General features: G+C 31.8%; 15 protein-coding genes. 9 read left to right on the top strand and 6 right to left on the bottom strand.

Going from position 1 to position 18565, the window contains the following annotated elements; translation table 11 throughout:
- Positions 1-27: 27 nt before the first annotated feature.
- From ACTT9L_RS03785 to ACTT9L_RS03770, 4 genes are all read right to left on the bottom strand, one after another.
- Positions 28-1497 carry a glutamine synthetase family protein gene (locus tag ACTT9L_RS03785; RefSeq protein ID WP_440928008.1) on the bottom strand — a complete coding sequence of 490 codons (1470 nt, stop codon included), beginning with the start codon at positions 1495-1497 and terminating at the stop codon, positions 28-30.
- 69 nt (positions 1498-1566) lie between these two features.
- On the bottom strand, positions 1567-2895 hold the full coding sequence (locus ACTT9L_RS03780; RefSeq protein ID WP_440928007.1) for an NAD(P)/FAD-dependent oxidoreductase: 1329 nt from the start codon (positions 2893-2895) through the stop codon (positions 1567-1569).
- Between the two features lie 101 nt (positions 2896-2996).
- Positions 2997-3347, bottom strand: a complete 351-nt coding sequence (locus ACTT9L_RS03775) for a hypothetical protein (protein WP_440928006.1) — start codon at positions 3345-3347, stop codon at positions 2997-2999.
- Positions 3348-3356: 9 nt separating this feature from the next.
- Positions 3357-5696 carry a DUF1989 domain-containing protein gene (locus ACTT9L_RS03770; protein ID WP_440928005.1) on the bottom strand — a complete coding sequence of 780 codons (2340 nt, stop codon included), beginning with the start codon at positions 5694-5696 and terminating at the stop codon, positions 3357-3359.
- A 141-nt stretch (positions 5697-5837) separates the two neighbouring features.
- Between ACTT9L_RS03770 and ACTT9L_RS03765 the strand changes: the two genes are divergently transcribed.
- From ACTT9L_RS03765 to ACTT9L_RS03735, 7 genes are all read left to right on the top strand, one after another.
- Positions 5838-6788 (top strand): ABC transporter substrate-binding protein, encoded by a 951-nt coding sequence (locus ACTT9L_RS03765; RefSeq protein WP_440925010.1) that lies wholly within the window; start codon positions 5838-5840, stop codon positions 6786-6788.
- Positions 6789-6871: 83 nt separating this feature from the next.
- Positions 6872-7249 carry an MORN repeat-containing protein gene (locus ACTT9L_RS03760; protein WP_440928004.1) on the top strand — a complete coding sequence of 126 codons (378 nt, stop codon included), beginning with the start codon at positions 6872-6874 and terminating at the stop codon, positions 7247-7249.
- Entirely contained in the window at positions 7249-7800 is a 552-nt protein-coding gene (locus ACTT9L_RS03755; protein ID WP_440928003.1) for a hypothetical protein, read from the top strand. Before ACTT9L_RS03760 ends, ACTT9L_RS03755 begins: the two co-directional genes overlap by 1 nt.
- A 65-nt stretch (positions 7801-7865) precedes the next feature.
- Positions 7866-8897, top strand: a complete 1032-nt coding sequence (locus tag ACTT9L_RS03750) for a quaternary amine ABC transporter ATP-binding protein (protein ID WP_440928002.1) — start codon at positions 7866-7868, stop codon at positions 8895-8897.
- 3 nt (positions 8898-8900) lie between these two features.
- Positions 8901-11054, top strand: a complete 2154-nt coding sequence (locus ACTT9L_RS03745; RefSeq protein WP_440928001.1) for an ABC transporter permease — start codon at positions 8901-8903, stop codon at positions 11052-11054.
- A 4-nt stretch (positions 11055-11058) separates the two neighbouring features.
- Positions 11059-12537, top strand: coding sequence for a glycerol kinase GlpK (gene glpK / locus ACTT9L_RS03740; protein WP_440928000.1), 1479 nt, complete (start codon positions 11059-11061; stop codon positions 12535-12537).
- Between the two features lie 9 nt (positions 12538-12546).
- Positions 12547-13503 (top strand): 2-dehydropantoate 2-reductase N-terminal domain-containing protein, encoded by a 957-nt coding sequence (locus ACTT9L_RS03735; RefSeq protein WP_440927999.1) that lies wholly within the window; start codon positions 12547-12549, stop codon positions 13501-13503.
- A 4-nt stretch (positions 13504-13507) separates the two neighbouring features.
- On the opposite strand, the gene ACTT9L_RS03730 is transcribed toward ACTT9L_RS03735, so the two are convergent.
- Positions 13508-14839 (bottom strand): NAD(P)-binding domain-containing protein, encoded by a 1332-nt coding sequence (locus ACTT9L_RS03730; protein ID WP_440927998.1) that lies wholly within the window; start codon positions 14837-14839, stop codon positions 13508-13510.
- Between the two features lie 77 nt (positions 14840-14916).
- Between ACTT9L_RS03730 and ACTT9L_RS03725 the strand changes: the two genes are divergently transcribed.
- Entirely contained in the window at positions 14917-16074 is a 1158-nt protein-coding gene (locus ACTT9L_RS03725) for an iron-containing alcohol dehydrogenase (protein ID WP_440927997.1), read from the top strand.
- Positions 16074-16862, top strand: a complete 789-nt coding sequence (locus ACTT9L_RS03720) for a type 1 glutamine amidotransferase (RefSeq protein WP_440927996.1) — start codon at positions 16074-16076, stop codon at positions 16860-16862. Before ACTT9L_RS03725 ends, ACTT9L_RS03720 begins: the two co-directional genes overlap by 1 nt.
- On the opposite strand, the gene ACTT9L_RS03715 is transcribed toward ACTT9L_RS03720, so the two are convergent.
- Positions 16854-18536: a formate--tetrahydrofolate ligase gene (locus ACTT9L_RS03715; protein ID WP_440927995.1), complete on the bottom strand. Its 1683-nt coding sequence runs from the start codon at positions 18534-18536 to the stop codon at positions 16854-16856. The genes ACTT9L_RS03720 and ACTT9L_RS03715 overlap by 9 nt on opposite strands.
- Positions 18537-18565: the final 29 nt, after the last annotated feature.

Here is an 18565-nt window from a genome sequence, read left to right as displayed (position 1 = left end):
TATACCCTTTCTATCTATTTCTGTGACCTACGGTAGACAATCAAGATAAGTATCCAGATCCCATTGTGTTGTTGCACCAAGAAATCTTTCCCACTCATCATTTTTATACCAATGAAAAACTTTATACATCTCATCTGGCATTGCAGATTTAATTACATCATCCTCTGCCAGTCTATCCAAAGCTTCACCTAAACTTAATGGAAGTTTTTTAACATCTTTACCAGCTTTTTGAGCTTCATAAATATTTCTAGACTCTGGGGCTGCAGGTTTCATTTTCTTACTTATACCCTCATCGCAAGCTTTTAATAAAGCAGCACCTAATAAGTAAGGATTGTGCATCGAATCTACTGATCTATACTCAAATCTTCCTGGTGCAGAAACTCTTAGGCCACAAGTTCTGTTTTGGTATCCCCAATCAGCGTAAACAGGAGCCCAAAATCCTTGATCCCATAATCTTCTATAAGAGTTTACTGTTGAAGATCCTAGAGCTGTTAATGCTGGTAAGTGCTTCATAATACCTGCAATTGATTGTAAACCAATTTTACCTGGTAATTGCATATCCTTAGTATCAGGCATAAAAGTATTAGTTCCACCTTCAACATAACTAAATACTTCTTCAACACCTGGAAGTGTTTTGTTCCCAAGTTTGTTTAGTTTAATTTTTCCACCTTTCCATAAAGACATATTTGTATGACAACCACTTGCAGAAACACCCATAAATGGTTTTGTCATAAAGCAAGCTATCAAATTATGTTCTCTTGCAACTTGAGCACAAATTTGTCTGTAGGTTGATAATCTATCTGCGTTCCTTAAAACGTTATCATAGGTCCAATTTAATTCTAATTGACCTGGCGCATCTTCATGGTCTCCTTGAATCATATCAAGACCCATTGCTTTAGCGTACTCAATAACCTTCATAAATACTGGTCTCAATGATTCAAACTGATCGATGTGATAACAGAATGGTTTAGAAAAACCTTTTCCAGTTGGTGTACCATCCTCATTTTTTGTTAACCACATCATTTCAGGCTCAGTACCAACTCTTAATTCTAGACCATGTTTTTTCTTAAATTCATCCATAAAAATTCTTAGATTTCCTCTGCAATCTGAAGTTAAATGACTGCCTGGATTTTTTCTTTCTTCTCTATTTCTAAAACAAGTTACAAACACTCTTCCAACTCTTTTATCCCATGGTAATTGAACAAAAGTTTCAGGATCAGGTATTCCAACAAGCTCCATAGCTTCTGGACCATAGCCGATGTAATTATTGTGACGATCTAAAAATAAGTTTGCAGTTGCTCCATAAACTAATTGAAATCCTTTTTCTGCAGTTCTTTCCCAATGATCTGCAGGGATACCTTTACCAACAACTCTACCAGTTACAGAAATGAATTGATAATAAATATACGTGATGCCAAGTTCATTAATTTTTTCTCTGACTTTTTTAACTAATTTTGCTCTACCTGGCTGGTTAACGTGCTTCTCTAGATCTGTCATTTTCACCCCTCAATGAATTTAATTTATTCAAAAGTAGCTGAAAAATTTATTTGTGTCTAGGCTTAGAGTCTAGCTCCAAGGAAACGGACTGTTCGAAGTAGGGTGAAGTTCTCCCTTCTCGTAACGGTTGAATCTAAATGGTTTTAACAAATCACTTTCAGTACCAAGAATTTCTTTTGCAACAAGTTCGCCAACCCCAATCATTTTATAACCGTGGTTTGCATCTGCAATCATGTAAACGTTTTCAAAAAATCTGTCAAAAATTGGAAAGGAGTCTGGTGTCATACATCCAAGACCACCCGAAGGTCCTTTTCTATATAAATCAGATTTACCTTCAAATCTTTTTTGACAATGAGCTAATGCTGAGCACCACATTTCACTAAAAGCATCAGTTGTTTGATACTCAGGTGACTCAATTCCATAAGGATCAACATTAACTTGATCAAAATGTTTTTTGACTATGTAAGGTGAAGTACCACCTTGAACACCTAATCCATCAATATCAGGTTTATAATAAATTCCCCAAATTTTATCTGTTAATAATTTTTTAGTTTTATCTGAATATAACGGAGCAGTTGAGTCTACATGAACTACAGGGGGTTGTTTTCCATCATTTGTTTTTAGAAAATCTGGTTCAACACCAATAACACCTTCTTGTAACATCCAATATGTCCACATATCAGTCTCATGCATTTTTCCATCTTTATCTTTTATATTTGCTGTTTTAGGTAATTCCAACATGTTCCAAAAATCTCTTGCCCAAGGACCTGCACCAATAACAACCTGTTCACATTCAATTATGCCTTTGTCCGTTTCTACTCCTGTAACAGCTTGACTGTTACTTCCTTTTTTAAATCCTGTTACCTTTACACCTTTCATCACTTGAACACCATTTGATGTAGATTTACTCTCAAGTGCCTTAATTGAATCTTTGTTAAATGCGTATCCACCTTTTTTTTCATGAAGTACAGAAGTGATACCTTGTGCTTGCCAATCATCAAAAATATCCTTCATATAATTTGTACAATCTTTTTCACCTTCTATGAAGACTGACTCGTATCCTATAGCTTTTTGTTGTTCATAAATAGTTGCAACATCTTCATGCATTACCTCAGGTGATATTTGCATATAACCAACTGGATTGTATTTAAATGCTTTAGGATCACTCTCCCAAACAGAAACTGAGTGAGCCATTAATTCTCTCATTGCTGGTTGGAAATAATTATTTCTTACAACACCACATGCAATTCCACTTGCACCAGCTGCAGTATCTTTTTTTTCTAAGACAACGATGTCACCAGGATTTTTGTAAGTTTCAGAAAGTTTCCAAGCAGTACTTAGACCATGTATTCCACCACCGATTATAACTACTTTAGCCTTTGAGGGTAATGTCGTCATGACAAAACATTATTTTTTGGCAAGGGCAATTAATATAATTTTTTATAGAACTAAAATTTATATATAAAATATAGATACTTCGGTCTTATTCAAATATTTGGCTAATAACTTATGTTTTTTAAAGTAAGCAAATAATCATTGAATTCTTTAATAAATGATTCACTTGGCATTATATTTTTAATTCGCTGATCAGTTGAAGTTTTTTCCAGTCTAAAGAATCCTTTTTCACAAGCCTCTGTAATTATTAAAGCAGATTTAGGTCTAGAGGTTTTAAAAAGTTTTGTTTTTAATTCCTCTACTGATAATTTTTTATCTTCTTTATAAGCAGACATTACCAACAACATCATATGATAATGTGAAGGCGATTTTCTAAAAAAATAATTACTTGACGTATGAGATTGTCTCATTTGATCTTCCCAAAAATCTAAGAGTGTTTTTTTTTCTTTGGGCATGATCTTTCTTTATGCTCTAACTTTTGACTTTGTTGGATCGTAGAATGGAAATCCAACTACCTTTGCATTAATTCGTTTTTGGTGTCCGTCTATTTTTCCAACTTCTACCTCTGTTCCAATTTCAGAATACTGTAAATCAATTCTGCACAAAGCAATATTTTTGTTTAAGGTTGATGATAAACATCCACTAGTAACTATACCTACTTGTGATCTACCTATGTGCACACAGTCTCCATGACCAGCTATTTCTTTACCATTAAGTTCTAATCCTACCAATTTCTTTTGAGGGTTTGTTTTTCGTTTTATTAATTCCTCTTTACCAATGAAATCTTCTTCTTTTGTTTTCAAGGGAACAGCAAATCCTATGCCAGCTTCAAAGGGATCTTGTTCTCCGTCAAACTCAGCGCCAAATAAAATTAAACCGGCCTCGATTCTAAGTTTATCTAAAGCTGCGAACCCAGCTGGAATGAGCCCATGATCTTTACCTACTTCCATTAATTTATCCCAAACTTCTGGTGCATGTTTTGGATGACACCATATCTCATAACCTAACTCACCAGTATAACCAGTTCTTGAAACAATTAATGGTATACCTTGAAGTTCTTCTATTCTACAAATTGTAAATCTAAACCAGCCTAACTCGTCTATCGAAGGCTGTGTTGGTGGTGTAAAGATAATTTTTTTTAAAATTTCTCTACTTTTAGGACCTTGCAAAGATACATTGCTTATTTGGTCTGTAGAGTTTTTAACTATAGCATTAAAATTCTTTTTCTTTGCAATTTCTTTTAGCCATTCTCCACCATACTCATCTCCACATATCCATCTAAAACCTGTTTCGCTTAACCTAAAAAGAGTTCCATCATCAAACATCATTCCATTTTCATAACACATTGCGGAATACACAACTTGTCCAACGGAAAGTTTTTTTATATTCCTTGTAAGAGTGTAGTTCATTAACTCTTCAGCATCAGGACCAATTATTTCAAATTTTCTGAGCGATGATAGATCAATTAATACAGCATCATTTCTGCAAGCATTGTACTCATTAACTAAACCATGTTTGGTGTAATCATTTGGAAGCCAAAATCCTCTTGCATCAACAAAGTTTCTAGTTAATTTTGAAGTTCTTTCATAAAAGCCAGAATTTCTAGTAAGTTTATTTTCAGAGTCTGCTTTCATTCTAAAACCAAATGACTTTCTAAATTCTTTATTTTTGTCATAAGTTCTAACAAATATATTAGTAGGATTCCATGAATTACAAGGATCTATATCACTTGGACATGCAGTTGTTCCTATTGTTAAATCTTTTAAAGCCTTAAACATTACATAATCACCAGGCCTTGAATAAGATTCATCAGAAATTACAGAATTTAATCCTCCAGCAGAAGTGTTAAAAAACAAATTAATTGCATGCCAACCTTTTTGTTTCTGAACGCCGTATTTTGACATACTTTCAGTTAAATTATCTGAGCAGTTTGGATGACCAAAGTATCCTGAGTCTTCATAATATTTTGAAGTACATGCAAGGTTAAAAGTATCGTGTTTTCCAACTGTATCTCTTATTACTTCAACAAGTGGTTCATGATCTGTGTCGTAAAATTTAGAGAACAAACCTGGTCCTGGGAAAGTATTACCCATGAATGTTCTTGTAGTTTGCCAGTCTAATCCTTTTTCAATTCCTTTTTCTAATTTTCTTGTATCGAATGCCACAAAGTCGGAACATTGTCTGCCAGTTGGACTTATTACCTGTATATAATCTCCTTCCTTAACTTCATAAGATATACAACTTTCTTTCTTTATATTCTCTTCATAAACAGGCTCGAAAACGGGATCAGGAATTACATTTAATTCCTTATCGTTAACAATTTTAGCTCTTTTAACGAATATAGTTAAATCAGTTGGTGGATTTTGTTTTGTAACATCCATATCTTTTCCAGGAGCTGCAAATATTGCATAACATTTATCTTTTGACTTTAATTTAATTTTTTCACCAGGCTCTGTGTCTAGATCAAATATTATTGAAGATTTTGAATTAGAAATTTTTAAATCTCTTTTTTTTAATTGATAGTTGGTAGCTAAAATTGTTTCATCATTGCTACCAAGAATATTTCTTATAAAGTTTTTTTCATTGTTTGATTTAAGATTTAATATTCCAACATCTGAGTTTCCATCTTTATCAAAACAAATAATCTCACATATTTGATTTCCCTCGTTATTGATTATTTCTATTTCATCATCAGGAAAAATTTGAAAAGCAGTAAGAGCACCACCGTTAACAACATGTCTTTCAACTCCAGGTGGTAAAATATTTAAACCGGGATACTTAATATCTTTACTTGTTCCTAACATTTTAATTTTTAAATATTGTTATATTTTTTATCATTATTTTTATTGTTTAAATATATATATATTTTTTAGAACTAATAATTCTTTACCTACCTATTCTTTTTGTCATAGACTATTGATATTAATATTAATAGAGGGGTATACATGAAAAAAATAATATCATTACTGTCTGCTCTGGTTATTTCTGTAGTAAGTTTTGCGGGAATTTCTAACGCTGATAGCAAGAAGCCTATCGTTATCCCAACTCATAACTGGTCAAGTCAAATTGTAATGGCTTACGTTATTGGTGGGATTTTCGAAAGTATGGGTAATAACGTTAAATACGTTAACGCTGACTCACAAGCAGTTTATGAGTCAATTAGAATTGGAGATGTAACTATATCTCATGAGGTATGGGAATCTGCATTTGGTAAATCTTTTACTACTGCTTTAGATAAAGGTGGTTTATTAGATTGGGGTGATCATGAAGCAAGAACTCTTGAGGATATGGGATATCCAAATTGGGTTACTGAAAAAGGATTATGCCCAGGTTTACCAGATTGGACAGCCTTAAAAAATCCGGATTGTGCTAAAAACTTTACAACACCTGACTCACCAGATGGAAAAGGAAGAATGTTGGAAGGTCCACAAACTTGGCATGGTGACTTAATCCCACAAAGGGTTGATGCACTAGGTTTAGGTGATTTATGGTGGGTTAAATTTGCTGGAAGTGCTGATGCACTTTGGGCAGAGTTAGCTGCAGCTGAAAAAGAAGGAAGAGGAACAATTATCTTCAACTGGACGCCTAACTTTACAGATGGTGCTGGTTTTACATTTATTGATTTCCCTCCATACACAGCTGGTTGTAGACCAGAAGATGGTGGAGATGGTAAATGTGGTTCTCCTGATGGATACTTGAAAAAAGCAGTTCATGAGGATTTCCCAAAAACTCATCCTAAAGCAGCAAAAGCGTTCAAAAAAATGTCATTCTCTACAAGTCAAATTGGAGCAATGGCAGCTTTAGTTGACGTTGACAAAATGACTCACGAAGATGCTGCTAAAAAATGGTTAGCTGATAATAAAAAAGTGTGGGAAGAATTTACACACGATCATTAAGGTTAAACATAATATAAATTTTAAATCTCCCCCAACTTGTTGGGGGGGATTTTTTTTTATATGATTTTGTGTAAAATAAATCCATGAAAAAATTTCTACTTTTTATATTATTAAGCTTTTTAATGAGCACTTCTGCATTTGCACGTAGCACCGGCTGTAAAGAGGGTAATTGTGATAATGGTTATGGTAAGTGGGTTTACACTGATAAAACTACTTATGAAGGGGAGTGGGTTTCTACAAAAAAAGAAGGACAAGGTGTAGAGACTTGGCCAAATGGATATATTTATAAAGGTGAATTTAAAAATAGTGTTTGGAGCGGAATTGGAACGTTAACATTTCCAGATGGCTCCACTTATGAAGGGGAGTGGGTTAATGGTTTTATGAATGGTCAAGGAATATTTACTTGGGCTGATGGAAAACAAAAAAAAGGTATTTGGAAGAACGGCAAGTTACAAGAATAATGTCTAAAGAAAATTATATTAATAAAATTAAAGATTTACCTGAATCTTTAAGACAATTTATTGGTCTTATATTTATCACTCTAATAGTAATTGTATCTTTTAGTATTTTGAATGGAATTTTTGGACAAGGTGATGATTTGGTAAAAAGAATGAAGTTAGAAGAGGAAAGAATTGCTGAAGAAAAAAAACTAAGTGAGTTAATATCTAAACTACCCTCTGGAATATTAGTTTCATTTGATGGAACTGATCATTACAAATTAACGGATGAAGTATATGAGCAAGTATGTAAAGCTACAAAACTAATTCCTCAAAGAGCAATAATGGGTGCTAATTTTTTAAATTTTAGAGCACATGAGCTTTATACAATTAATGGAAATAAAATTGATGAGACTTTTGTCAAATGGGATGAAGAAAAAAACAAATGTTTTGCTGGTTTTACAGTTAGTGGAAATAATGTAGGTGTTGATGAAAGTATTACTATAAGCGGAGAAGCTTTAAGTTTTTTAAGTACTGGAATTGATACAAGAGTTTATTTTATTAAAAATTTTTAATGAGGAAAGGCAACAATTATTAACATTTTAATTTTATAGGATTTAATATAACTTTAAATTAATTTATGTCTGAGACTGTAATCAAATGCGAGTCGGTTTATAAAATTTTTGGACAAAATGCCAAAAAGATGCTTGAAGAGTCTAATGGCAATGTAGATGCAAAAACTTTTCAGGAAAAAGGATGTATAGTTGGAGTTAATAATGCTTCTTTTGAAGTTGTCAAAGGAGAAATGCTAGTAGTGATGGGATTATCTGGTTCGGGTAAATCAACTTTGCTTAGATGTATATCAAGACTAACAGATGCAACAGGTGGAAAAATTTTCATAGAGGGTCAAGATTTACTTGAGTTAAATAATAAAGAATTAATTGAACTTAGAAGAAATAAAATGGGAATGGTGTTTCAAAGTTTTGCCTTGTTACCCCATAAAACTGTAGTTGAAAATATTGCCTTTCCTTTGCAGATTAAAGGCACCAATACTCAAGAAAGTATTAATAGAGCAATGGAAATGGTAAAATTAGTTGGACTTGATGGAAGAGAAAACTATTTTCCTAGAGAGCTTTCAGGTGGACAACAACAGAGAGTAGGGATTGCAAGATCATTAGCAGTAGAACCTGATATATGGTTTTTGGATGAGCCTTTTTCTGCATTAGATCCATTAATAAGAAAAGAAATGCAAGATGAGTTTTTAAGACTTCAAGAAAAATTACAGAAAACTATCATGTTCATTACCCATGATTTTGATGAGGCATTAAAGTTAGCTGATAGAATAGCAATTATGAAAGATGGTATAATTGAACAATTAGATACACCTGCCAACATAGTATTAAATCCAGCAACTGAATATGTAAGAAAGTTTACTGAAGAAGTGCCGAGAGAGAAGGTTTTAATAATTGAGGATGTGATGGATGCTTCGATTAAAGATAATTTAGGAGATTTAAAAGTATCAAAAGATGAAATTATAGAAAATGTTGCAGAAAAAATACTTACTCAAGAAAATTTAGTAGGAGTAATTGACTCAAATAATAATATTGTAGGATCAATTAAACCATCAAAAATAATAGATACAGTTTTTGGAGGAAGAAAAAACGGTAGTTAAAATATGGAGTATTTAAAAAAATATCCAAAATTATTTCAATGGTTATTTTTATTAATTGTATTTTTTGCTTTATGTTTTGCAATTGATGTTCCTGAAACTTATAAATTTATAAGAGGCCAGGCTGAATTTGTTAAAGATCCAAACCAAAGTGTTTACTTTTTTCTAGGTAAAGAGGTTAGGTATTATGCCTTTGATGTATTTTGGAGATTGCCTCCACTTCTAGGATGGCTGCCTATTTGGATAAACGACTCTTTATTTTTCTTAATGAATGAATGGATGCCAATGGAGTTTTGGAACGAAGATACCCAAGAATTTAAAACTCGACCACTACTTTTACAAATAAGTAGAAATTTAACTGCATTTATGACTTTTTTAATCGAATTAATTAGGGAAATTTTACTTGGAGGTTTAGAGACTATTGTTGCATTTACTAGCTGGGATTTTATCGATGCTTATCCTTGGTTAGAATTGCCGGGTTTACCTTGGACAATTGTTGCAGCTGGAGCAGCGATACTGTCTTATAAATTAAGTGGAAAAGGATTGGCTTTGTTTGCAGGTTTAACAATGATCTATATTTCTATATTTGGTCAATGGAAACCTTCAATGCAAACACTTTCTTTTATACTTGTTGCAGCTCCACTTTCATTTATTTTTGGTTTAGGACTTGGTATTGCGGCATACAAAAGTAAACGTGTTGAAAAAGCATTGTACCCAATTCTTCTAGTGATGCAGACTATGCCACAATATGCTGTATTAGTTCCTGCACTTGTTCTATTCGGAGTTGGTGATCACGCTGCTGTAATTATTACTATGGTTGTTGCAGTTCCGCCAATGATACTGCTTACAATTTTAGGCTTAAGAGCTATACCACCGGAAGTAATTGAAGCAGGAAGAATGAGCGGGTGTACTAATTGGCAACTAATGCTTAAGGTATTAATTCCTACAGCAAGACGAGATATTTTAATTGGAGTTAACCAAGTTATTATGGTTTGTTTTTCAATGGCAGTTATATCTGCTTTCATTGGTGCTAAAGGTTTAGGATTTAATTTATTATTAGCTTTGAACCAACTTAATATTGGATTAGCATTGGAAGCAGGATTGTGTATTAGTCTAATTGCAATTCTTCTTGATAAAATGTCTTTGGCTTGGGCAAATAAACAAACAGATTATTTTGGTAACCTGACATTTTTCCAAAGAAATAAAAACGTAATATTTTTCGCAGCTTCATTCGTAATTGGAATAATTCTTGCATATGTTGGGACTTTTATTTTCAAAGGTAGTTTTAATTACTTGTTTGAAATTCCACATAACAAAGGAATATCAACAGCAGATTTTTGGAATAAGGGGGTTGATTGGATTTTTGATACTTTTTTCGTGTATATAAAAGCATTTAATACATGGTTAATTCAAGATGTGCTTCAGCCGATGAGAGCTTTATATCTAAGAATGCCTGCAGTTGCCACATTGGTACTAGCAGTTGGTGCAGGATATTTAATTGGTGGAATTAGATCAGCATTAGTTGTTGCTGCTTTGACTTTATTTATAGCATTAAGCCCATGGTGGGATAGAGCGTTAGTTACATTATATATGGCAACTTTTGGAGTAGTTATTTCTTGTTTAATAGGATTTACAGTCGGAACATTATGTTTTCAAAATAAAAAATCAGCAGCGTTTATGCTGGGTGTTTGTGATATATTTCAAACATTCCCATCATTTGTATATCTAATTCCAGTAATGATGCTTTTTGGAATTACAGATACTTCTGTATTAATTGCAGTAATTGTTTATGCAACAATTCCTGCAACAAGGTATACAATTGAAGGTTTAAGAAGTGTTCCTGTTGGCTTACATGAAGCAGCAACAATGTCTGGTGTAAATAAATTTCAAAGATTAACAAAAATTGAGTTTCCATTAGCATTTCCACACATGATGCTTGGTTTAAATCAAACAATAGTTTTTGCTTTATTTATGGTGATAATTGGAGCCTTCATAGGGACGGAAGATCTTGGTCAATACATTTTAAAAGCACTGTCAGATAAAAATGGAGCCGGAATTGGTTTAACTTTAGGTATCTGTGTTGCATTTATAGGATTGATCTTTGATAATTTGATTAGAACTTGGGTTGGAAAAAGAAAAAAACATCTTGGTATAGATTAGTATTTTGAAAAAATTTATTGTCTCTATTGATCAAGGAACAACCTCGTCAAGAGTTGTTTTGTTTGATACTAAAGGGAACATTAAATTTATTTCTCAATATGAATTTAAACAATACTTTCCTAGAAATGGCTGGGTAGAGCATAATCCAAATGAAATTTGGTCGACAACACTTAAAGCATTAAAACAAACAATTAAAAAAGCTACAAGTTTGAAAGGTCATATACTTACAATTGGAATTACAAATCAGAGAGAAACTACAATTTTGTGGAATAAAAAAAATGGAAAGCCCATTTATAATGCAATCGTTTGGCAAGATAGAAGAACGCAGGAATATTGTAAATCTCTAAGGAATAAAAATTACGAAAATACTTTTAGAAAAAAAACAGGTTTATTTATAGATCCTTATTTTTCCGCCACTAAAATAAAATGGATTTTAGACAATGTAAAAATTTCTAAAAAATTACTTAAATCAAATAATTTATTATTTGGTACGGTAGACACCTTCTTGATCTGGAAATTGACTAAAGGTAAACATCATTTAACTGAAGCTACAAATGCAAGTAGAACTATGTTGTTTAATATAAATAATAATAAATGGGATAATGAAATTTTACAGAAATTAAAAATTCCAAAGAATATTTTGCCAGAGGTAAAGAATTCTGCAGATAATTTTGGAAAAACAAACAAGAAAGTTGTAGGAAAAGAAATACCCATTTCAGCTGTTTTAGGAGATCAACAAGCAGCTGCTGTAGGACAAGCTTGTTTTGACAGAGGATCCATAAAAAGTACGTATGGCACTGGTGCATTTATAATAATGAACACTGGATCAAAAAAAATTAATTCAAAAAATAAGTTATTAACAACAATTTGTTATAGATTGAATAACAAGACTACGTATGCTCTTGAAGGATCTATTTTCATAGCAGGAGCAGGTGTACAATGGTTAAGGGATAAAATTAAATTGATAAACAACGCTTATGAAACTGAAAAAATAGCTAAATCAACAAAAAGCAATAATGAGGTATATATAGTTCCAGCTTTTAGTGGAATAGGTGCTCCTTATTGGAGACCTGATGCTAGAGGTTTAATAACAGGACTTACAAGAGATACAGATTGGAAAACTTTGGTGAGAGCAACAGTAGAGTCAGTTGCTTATCAAAGTTATGACTTATTTTATTCAATGAATAAAGATGGTTTAAAGCCTAGAATAGTTAAAATTGATGGTGGTATGGTAGCTAATAATTGGTTTTCTCAATTTTTGGCAGATGTAATTAATTTAAAAGTAATTCGACCTAAAGTCTTAGAAACCACTGCTCTTGGAGCAGCTTTGTTTGCAGGTTATCAAGTAGGAGAATTCAAGTCATTAAATCAGATCAAAAATACTTGGAAAAAAGATAAATCTTTTAACCCTAAAATTAATAAAAAACTTAGAAATCATATATTGCATGGTTGGAAGCAAGCGATTAAAAAAACTTTAGCATAAATATAAAAAATGAAAAAAATATTAATTGTTGGTGCGGGAGCTATGGGAGCTGCCTTCTCAATACCATTGTTAGATAATGGCCACTCAGTTGCTCTAACAGAGCCATACAATTTAAGATTACTAGAAAAATTGAATTCAAAAAAAAAAATTCACCCATCATTAAATATAAATTTACCAAAAAAATTGAAAATAATTAAGTTTTCAAATGAAACTTTAAGTCGCAAATGGGACTTAATTGTAATTGCTGTGAGTTCTTTAGGAATAGACTTGATTGGAAAAAATCTATCAAAAATTAAAAATAAAACACCTATTTTGGTATTAACAAAAGGTCTTAAATTAGACGGTAGAAATTTAATTTCAATGTCTAGCTTATTAAAAAAGTATAATAAAAATTTAAATGTTTCAGTTTTGAAAGGTCCGTGTTTAGCAAATGAATTAGCTAAAAAAGTTAGAAGCTTCACAGTAATCGCAAACAAAAATATTAATACTACCAAAAAAATTGGAAAATTAATTTCTACAAATTATTATCAAACAGAATTTAGTAGAGATGTTAATGGAGTCGAATTTTTGTCAGCTATAAAGAATATTTATTCTATGATAATTGGGTCTGGACAATGGCACAATACATCATCAGCATTATTTAGAAAATCAATAGATGAAATGAAATATCTTTCAAATTATTTTAAGGGCAAAAAGGAAACTGTTTACGGTTTGGCAGGTTTAGGAGATTTATACGTAAGTGCAATGGGGGGAAGAAATAGTAAAATGGGAGAGTACCTTGGAAAAGGATATACTTTTACCCAAGCAAAGAAAAAATTTATGAGAAATGATACAGTAGAAGGTGCTGATTTAGCAACAGAAATTGCCCCTTTTGTATTTAAAAAAATTAACAAAAGAAGAATTCCTTTAATGATCTCTCTATTAGAGGCAATTGTTAAAAATAAAAAATTAAAAATTAAATATTAATATTTTATTTATTTAAAAAAGTTTCCATAGAGTCATCCATCGCTGTTTCCCAAGGTGTATGATGAATTGGTGCAACTGATCCAGTCACAGGAGATGAAAACGATTTATTTCTATAAGTTAGAATATCCTCTACTTTATGATGTTCCCATTCTTTGAAATGTTTTCTAATTAATTCAAAATCAATTTTAGGATAATCAGACATATCATGAAGCTCTTTGGTATATTCTGTTTGAAAATCAATCATTTGATCAGGATTTTCTAATTTTTCCTCCATAGAAACCCACTTATCAATATCTTTATCTATTTCGTCATTACCAGGCATTTTTATTTTACCCATTATCACATCTCTTGCGTACCAAGCCTGACAATCAAACATGTTAAATGTGTGAAATTGATCCTGCATTCCTAAATATAAAAGTTTATGATTATCTTGCCACACAACTCCTTTATAAAGCTTTGGTGGATATAATCTGTTATGTGTTTTTAATTTTAAACTTTCATCTAAAAAAGGAAAATGATGTAGATACCCAGTACACAAAATGACTACTTCGGCATTTTGCTCTGTTCCATCTTTAAATATAGCTTTTTTTCCATCTAATTTTTCTAAATAATGTACTTCTTTCATGCCATCTGGCCATTTAAAACCCATTGGATTATGTCTGTAACCAATTGTTACGCTTTTAGCTCCGTATTTATTACACTGCAGAGCTACATCTTCAGCTGAATAACTGCTACCTAAAACAATTACATCTTTTCCTCTAAATTCTTCTGCATCTCTAAAATCATGTGAATGCATTATTCTTCCAGGGAAAGAGTTCATTCCCTCATATTCAGGAATAAAAGGTACAGAAAAATGTCCTGTACTGACCACCAAATAATCAAAAGTGTCACTTAATATTTTATTATTAATTTTATCTTGATAGCTAATCTCAAACTTATCATTTTTGTAAACAGTATTTGTGACTCTAGTATTAAATTTAATTTTGCTTTTTATATTACCTTTACTAACTCTTCCCAAAATATAATTTTGAAGGACCTCTCTTGGCGGAAAAGATGGAATTGGCTTACCAAAATGTTCATCAAAAGAATAATCAGCAAATTCCAAACACTCTTTAGGTCCATTAGACCACAGGTATCTATACATACTGTTGGGAACAGGATCTCCATATTGATCTGAACCAGTTCTCCAGTTGTAGTTCCATAAACCACCCCAACTTTCTTGTTTTTCAAAGCAAACTATTTCAGGAATTTTTTCTCCTTTTTTTTCTAAATGCTCAAATGCTCTTAAAATTGAAAGTCCACATGGACCAGCACCAATGATTGCTACTTTTGACATAGAATTTTTCCTATCATTAATAAATTTATAAATATATCTTAATACCAATTTTAAAAAAAATAAAATTATATTTTGTTATGGGTGTTAATTGGAATTATCCAACCACTATGTGGATAGGAGAAAATAGAATTGAAGATTTACCCTTAGCCTGTAAAGAGTTAAATATATCAAATCCATTATTTGTAACGGACAAGGATTTAATTAAATTAGATTTAATAAAAAATATAATATTAAGATTAAAAAAAAATTTTAAAAATTTAGCTACCTTTTCTAATTTTACGGGAAATCCAATTGGAGAAAATGTTGAGGAAGGTGTTAAAGTTTATAGTGTCTCGGACTGCGATGGTGTAATAGCTTTAGGAGGAGGAAGTGGTTTAGATGTTGGAAAAGCTATAGCATTTATGTGTAATCAATCTCGACCTTTATGGGATTTTGAAGACATTGGTGATTATTGGACAAGAGCAAATAGTTCTAAAATTTCAAAAATTATTGCAGTTCCAACTACTGCTGGAACAGGATCTGAAACTGGAAGAGCGTCTGCAATTATAAATAAAAAAACAGGTGCAAAAAAAATTATTTTTCACCCAAAAATGTTACCTTCGATAGTGATTTTAGATCCTTTACTTACTTTAGATTTATCTCCAAGATTAACAGCTGTGACTGGAATGGATGCACTAGCTCATAATTTAGAAGCGTTTTGTGCACCAGGTTATCATCCAATGGCTGATGGTATGGCAATAGAAGGAATGAAGTTAATTAAAAAATCTTTAATTAAAGCATTTAAAAATGGAAAAGATATTAATGCAAGAATGGATTTACTTTCTGCAGCTTCAATGGGTTCGACTGCATTTCAGAAGGGACTGGGAGCAATTCACTCATTGAGCCACCCTGTAAATGGTAAATTTAATGTTCACCATGGGTTATCTAATGCAATATTTATGCCTTATGTTTTAACATTTAATAAACCTTCAATTGAAAATAAAATAATTTCGATTTGTGATTATCTTAATTTAAATAAAAATTTTGAAAGTTTTTTAAATTGGATTTTACAATTAAGAAATAATTTAAATATTCCACATAAATTGTCAGATATAATGGACTGTAATAATATTGATTTAGATGAACTTTCACTTATGGCATTTGAAGACCCATCAACAGGAGGAAATCCTAAAAAAATAAATCAAAATGATCTTAAGGAAATATATATAAAAAGTATTTCTGGAGAATTATTTTAATGAAAAAAATATTGATAGTAGAAGGAAACTTACGAGAAGAGAATCAAAGTTTTTCTGAAGCTGGAATTCAAACACATACAGAAAGTCTTAAAGATAGTTTATCGTATTTCACAAATAAATTAGAAACCCACGTAATTAATCCTTCTTCAGATGAAAATATCAATAAAAATATCGATGCACTTGAAAGCTATGATGGTCTTATTTGGGGAGGAAGTAGTTTAAACATTTATAACAATACTCCAGAAATAAAAAGACAAATTGATTTCATGAAAGAGTGTCAGAAAAAAATAAAAAAAATTTTAGCAATATGTTGGGGAATGCAAGTAGCTGTGACTGCAGCAGGAGGGGAAGTAAAAAAAGCAACAAAAGGATCTCATAGAGGTATTGCATCAAATATAGAAATTAATGAAAATGGTTTAAATCATCTACTTTATAAAAATAAAGATAAAAAATTTAATACACCAGCATTTAATTTTGATGAGGTAGTAACAATGCCAGAAAATTCAATTTTATTAGCATCAAATTCAATAAATAACGTTCAAGGAATAAATTTTAAAGTTGGTAACTGTAATATATGGGGCCTTCAATACCACCCTGAGATTACTTACAATAAAATGATTAATTTGATTATTTTTAGAAAAGAACGATTGTTAGAAAGAGGGGCTTTTAAAGATCAGAATGAGATCGATAGTCATATAGAGCATATTGAAAGAGAAAATAAAAAACTAGATAAAATTTCAAGAATGAGAGAATTAGAGAACTGGTTAAATTATCTTGGATTAGAATAATCCTTCAATCTCACCTTTGTCATTTAATTTTATAGAGTCTGCTGCAGGCACTCTCGGTAAACCTGGCATTGTCATGATTTCACCGCACACAACAACGATAAACTCAGCACCGGAAGAAAGTCTTACTTCTCTTACAGGTAAAACATGTCCTGTGGGTGCACCTTTTAAATTCGGATCTGTTGAAAAACTGTATTGAGTTTTTGCAATGCAAACGGGAAGCTTACCATAACCATTTTCCTCAAAATCTTTTAATTGTTGTCTAACTTTTGTATCTGCTACCACTTCAGAGGCACTATAAATTTCTTGTGCAATTTTTTCTATTTTTTTGAATAACGGAAGATCATCCTCATATAAAAATTTAAATGTATCTTTTTTGTCTTCACAAATTTCTGTAACACTTTTGGCCAGTTCAATTGTTCCCTCACTTCCATCTGACCAATGAGTACATTTAGAGGCTTTTACTCCTTGTGTTTCACAAAAATCTAGCAAGGTTTTCATTTCATCTTCAGTATCAGTAATAAAATGATTAACTGCAACAGTGACAGGTAATCCAAATTTTCTAATATTATTTATATGTCTTCTTAAATTTACCATTCCATCTTTTAGTGCTGATACATTTTCTTTTTTTAAGTCTTCTTTAGCAACACCTCCATGCATTTTCAGTGCTCTTATTGTTGCTACAATAACTACACAATCTGGTTTAAGATTAGATTTTCTACACTTAATATCTAAGAATTTTTCAGCTCCTAAATCAGCTCCAAATCCTGCCTCTGTTACAACATAGTCAGCTAATTTAAGTCCTGCTTTAGTTGCAATCACAGAATTACATCCATGAGCGATATTTGCAAAAGGGCCACCATGTATTATTGCAGGGTTATTTTCTAAAGTTTGAGTCACATTAGGTCTTATAGCTTCTTTAAGCAAAACTGTCATTGGACCTTGAGCATTTAAATCTTTTGCATAAATTGATTGTTTATCCCTAGTATAACCAATTGTAATATTTCCAATTCTGTTTTCTAAATCTTTTAGATCTGTTGCTAAACAAAAAATAGCCATAAGCTCAGATGCAACTGTAATATCGAAACTATCTTGCCTTGGGTAACCATTAGCTACTCCTCCTAGATCAACAATAACAGATCTTAAAGATCTATCATTCATATCCATTACTCTTCTCCAAACAACTCTTCTAACATCAATGTTAAGTTTGTTGCCCCAATAGATATGATTGTCAATTAATGCAGATAGTAAATTATGTGCAGATGTAATTGCATGAAAGTCACCTGTAAAATGAAGATTGATTTGTTCCATCGGTACTACTTGGGCATAGCCACCACCAGCAGCTCCACCTTTCATTCCAAATGATGGACCAAGACTAGGTTCTCTCAAACAAACGATAGATTTTTTTCCAATTTTATTTAAACCATCGTTTAATCCAACCGAAGTTGTTGTTTTACCCTCGCCAGCAGGAGTGGGAGTGATTGCTGTAACTAAAATTAATTTGCCATTTTCTTTTTTAAGGGTATTCAAATATTCCAAATTTATTTTGGCTATGTGTCTTCCCATTGGGCTAAACGCAAAATTTTCATCGGGTACACCAACCCTTGAAAGAATATCTTTTATTGGCTGCATCTTAGCCTCTCTGGCAATTTGGATGTCAGATTTAATTTCAGCCATAAATAATCAAATAAATTAAAAGTTTTTTA

The organism is Candidatus Pelagibacter sp., from assembly GCF_052049675.1.
In the GTDB taxonomy this organism is placed as follows: Bacteria; Pseudomonadota; Alphaproteobacteria; order Pelagibacterales; family Pelagibacteraceae; genus Pelagibacter.
Note: the sequence above shows the minus strand (reverse complement) of the source record. Positions and strands in the feature narration are given on the sequence as shown.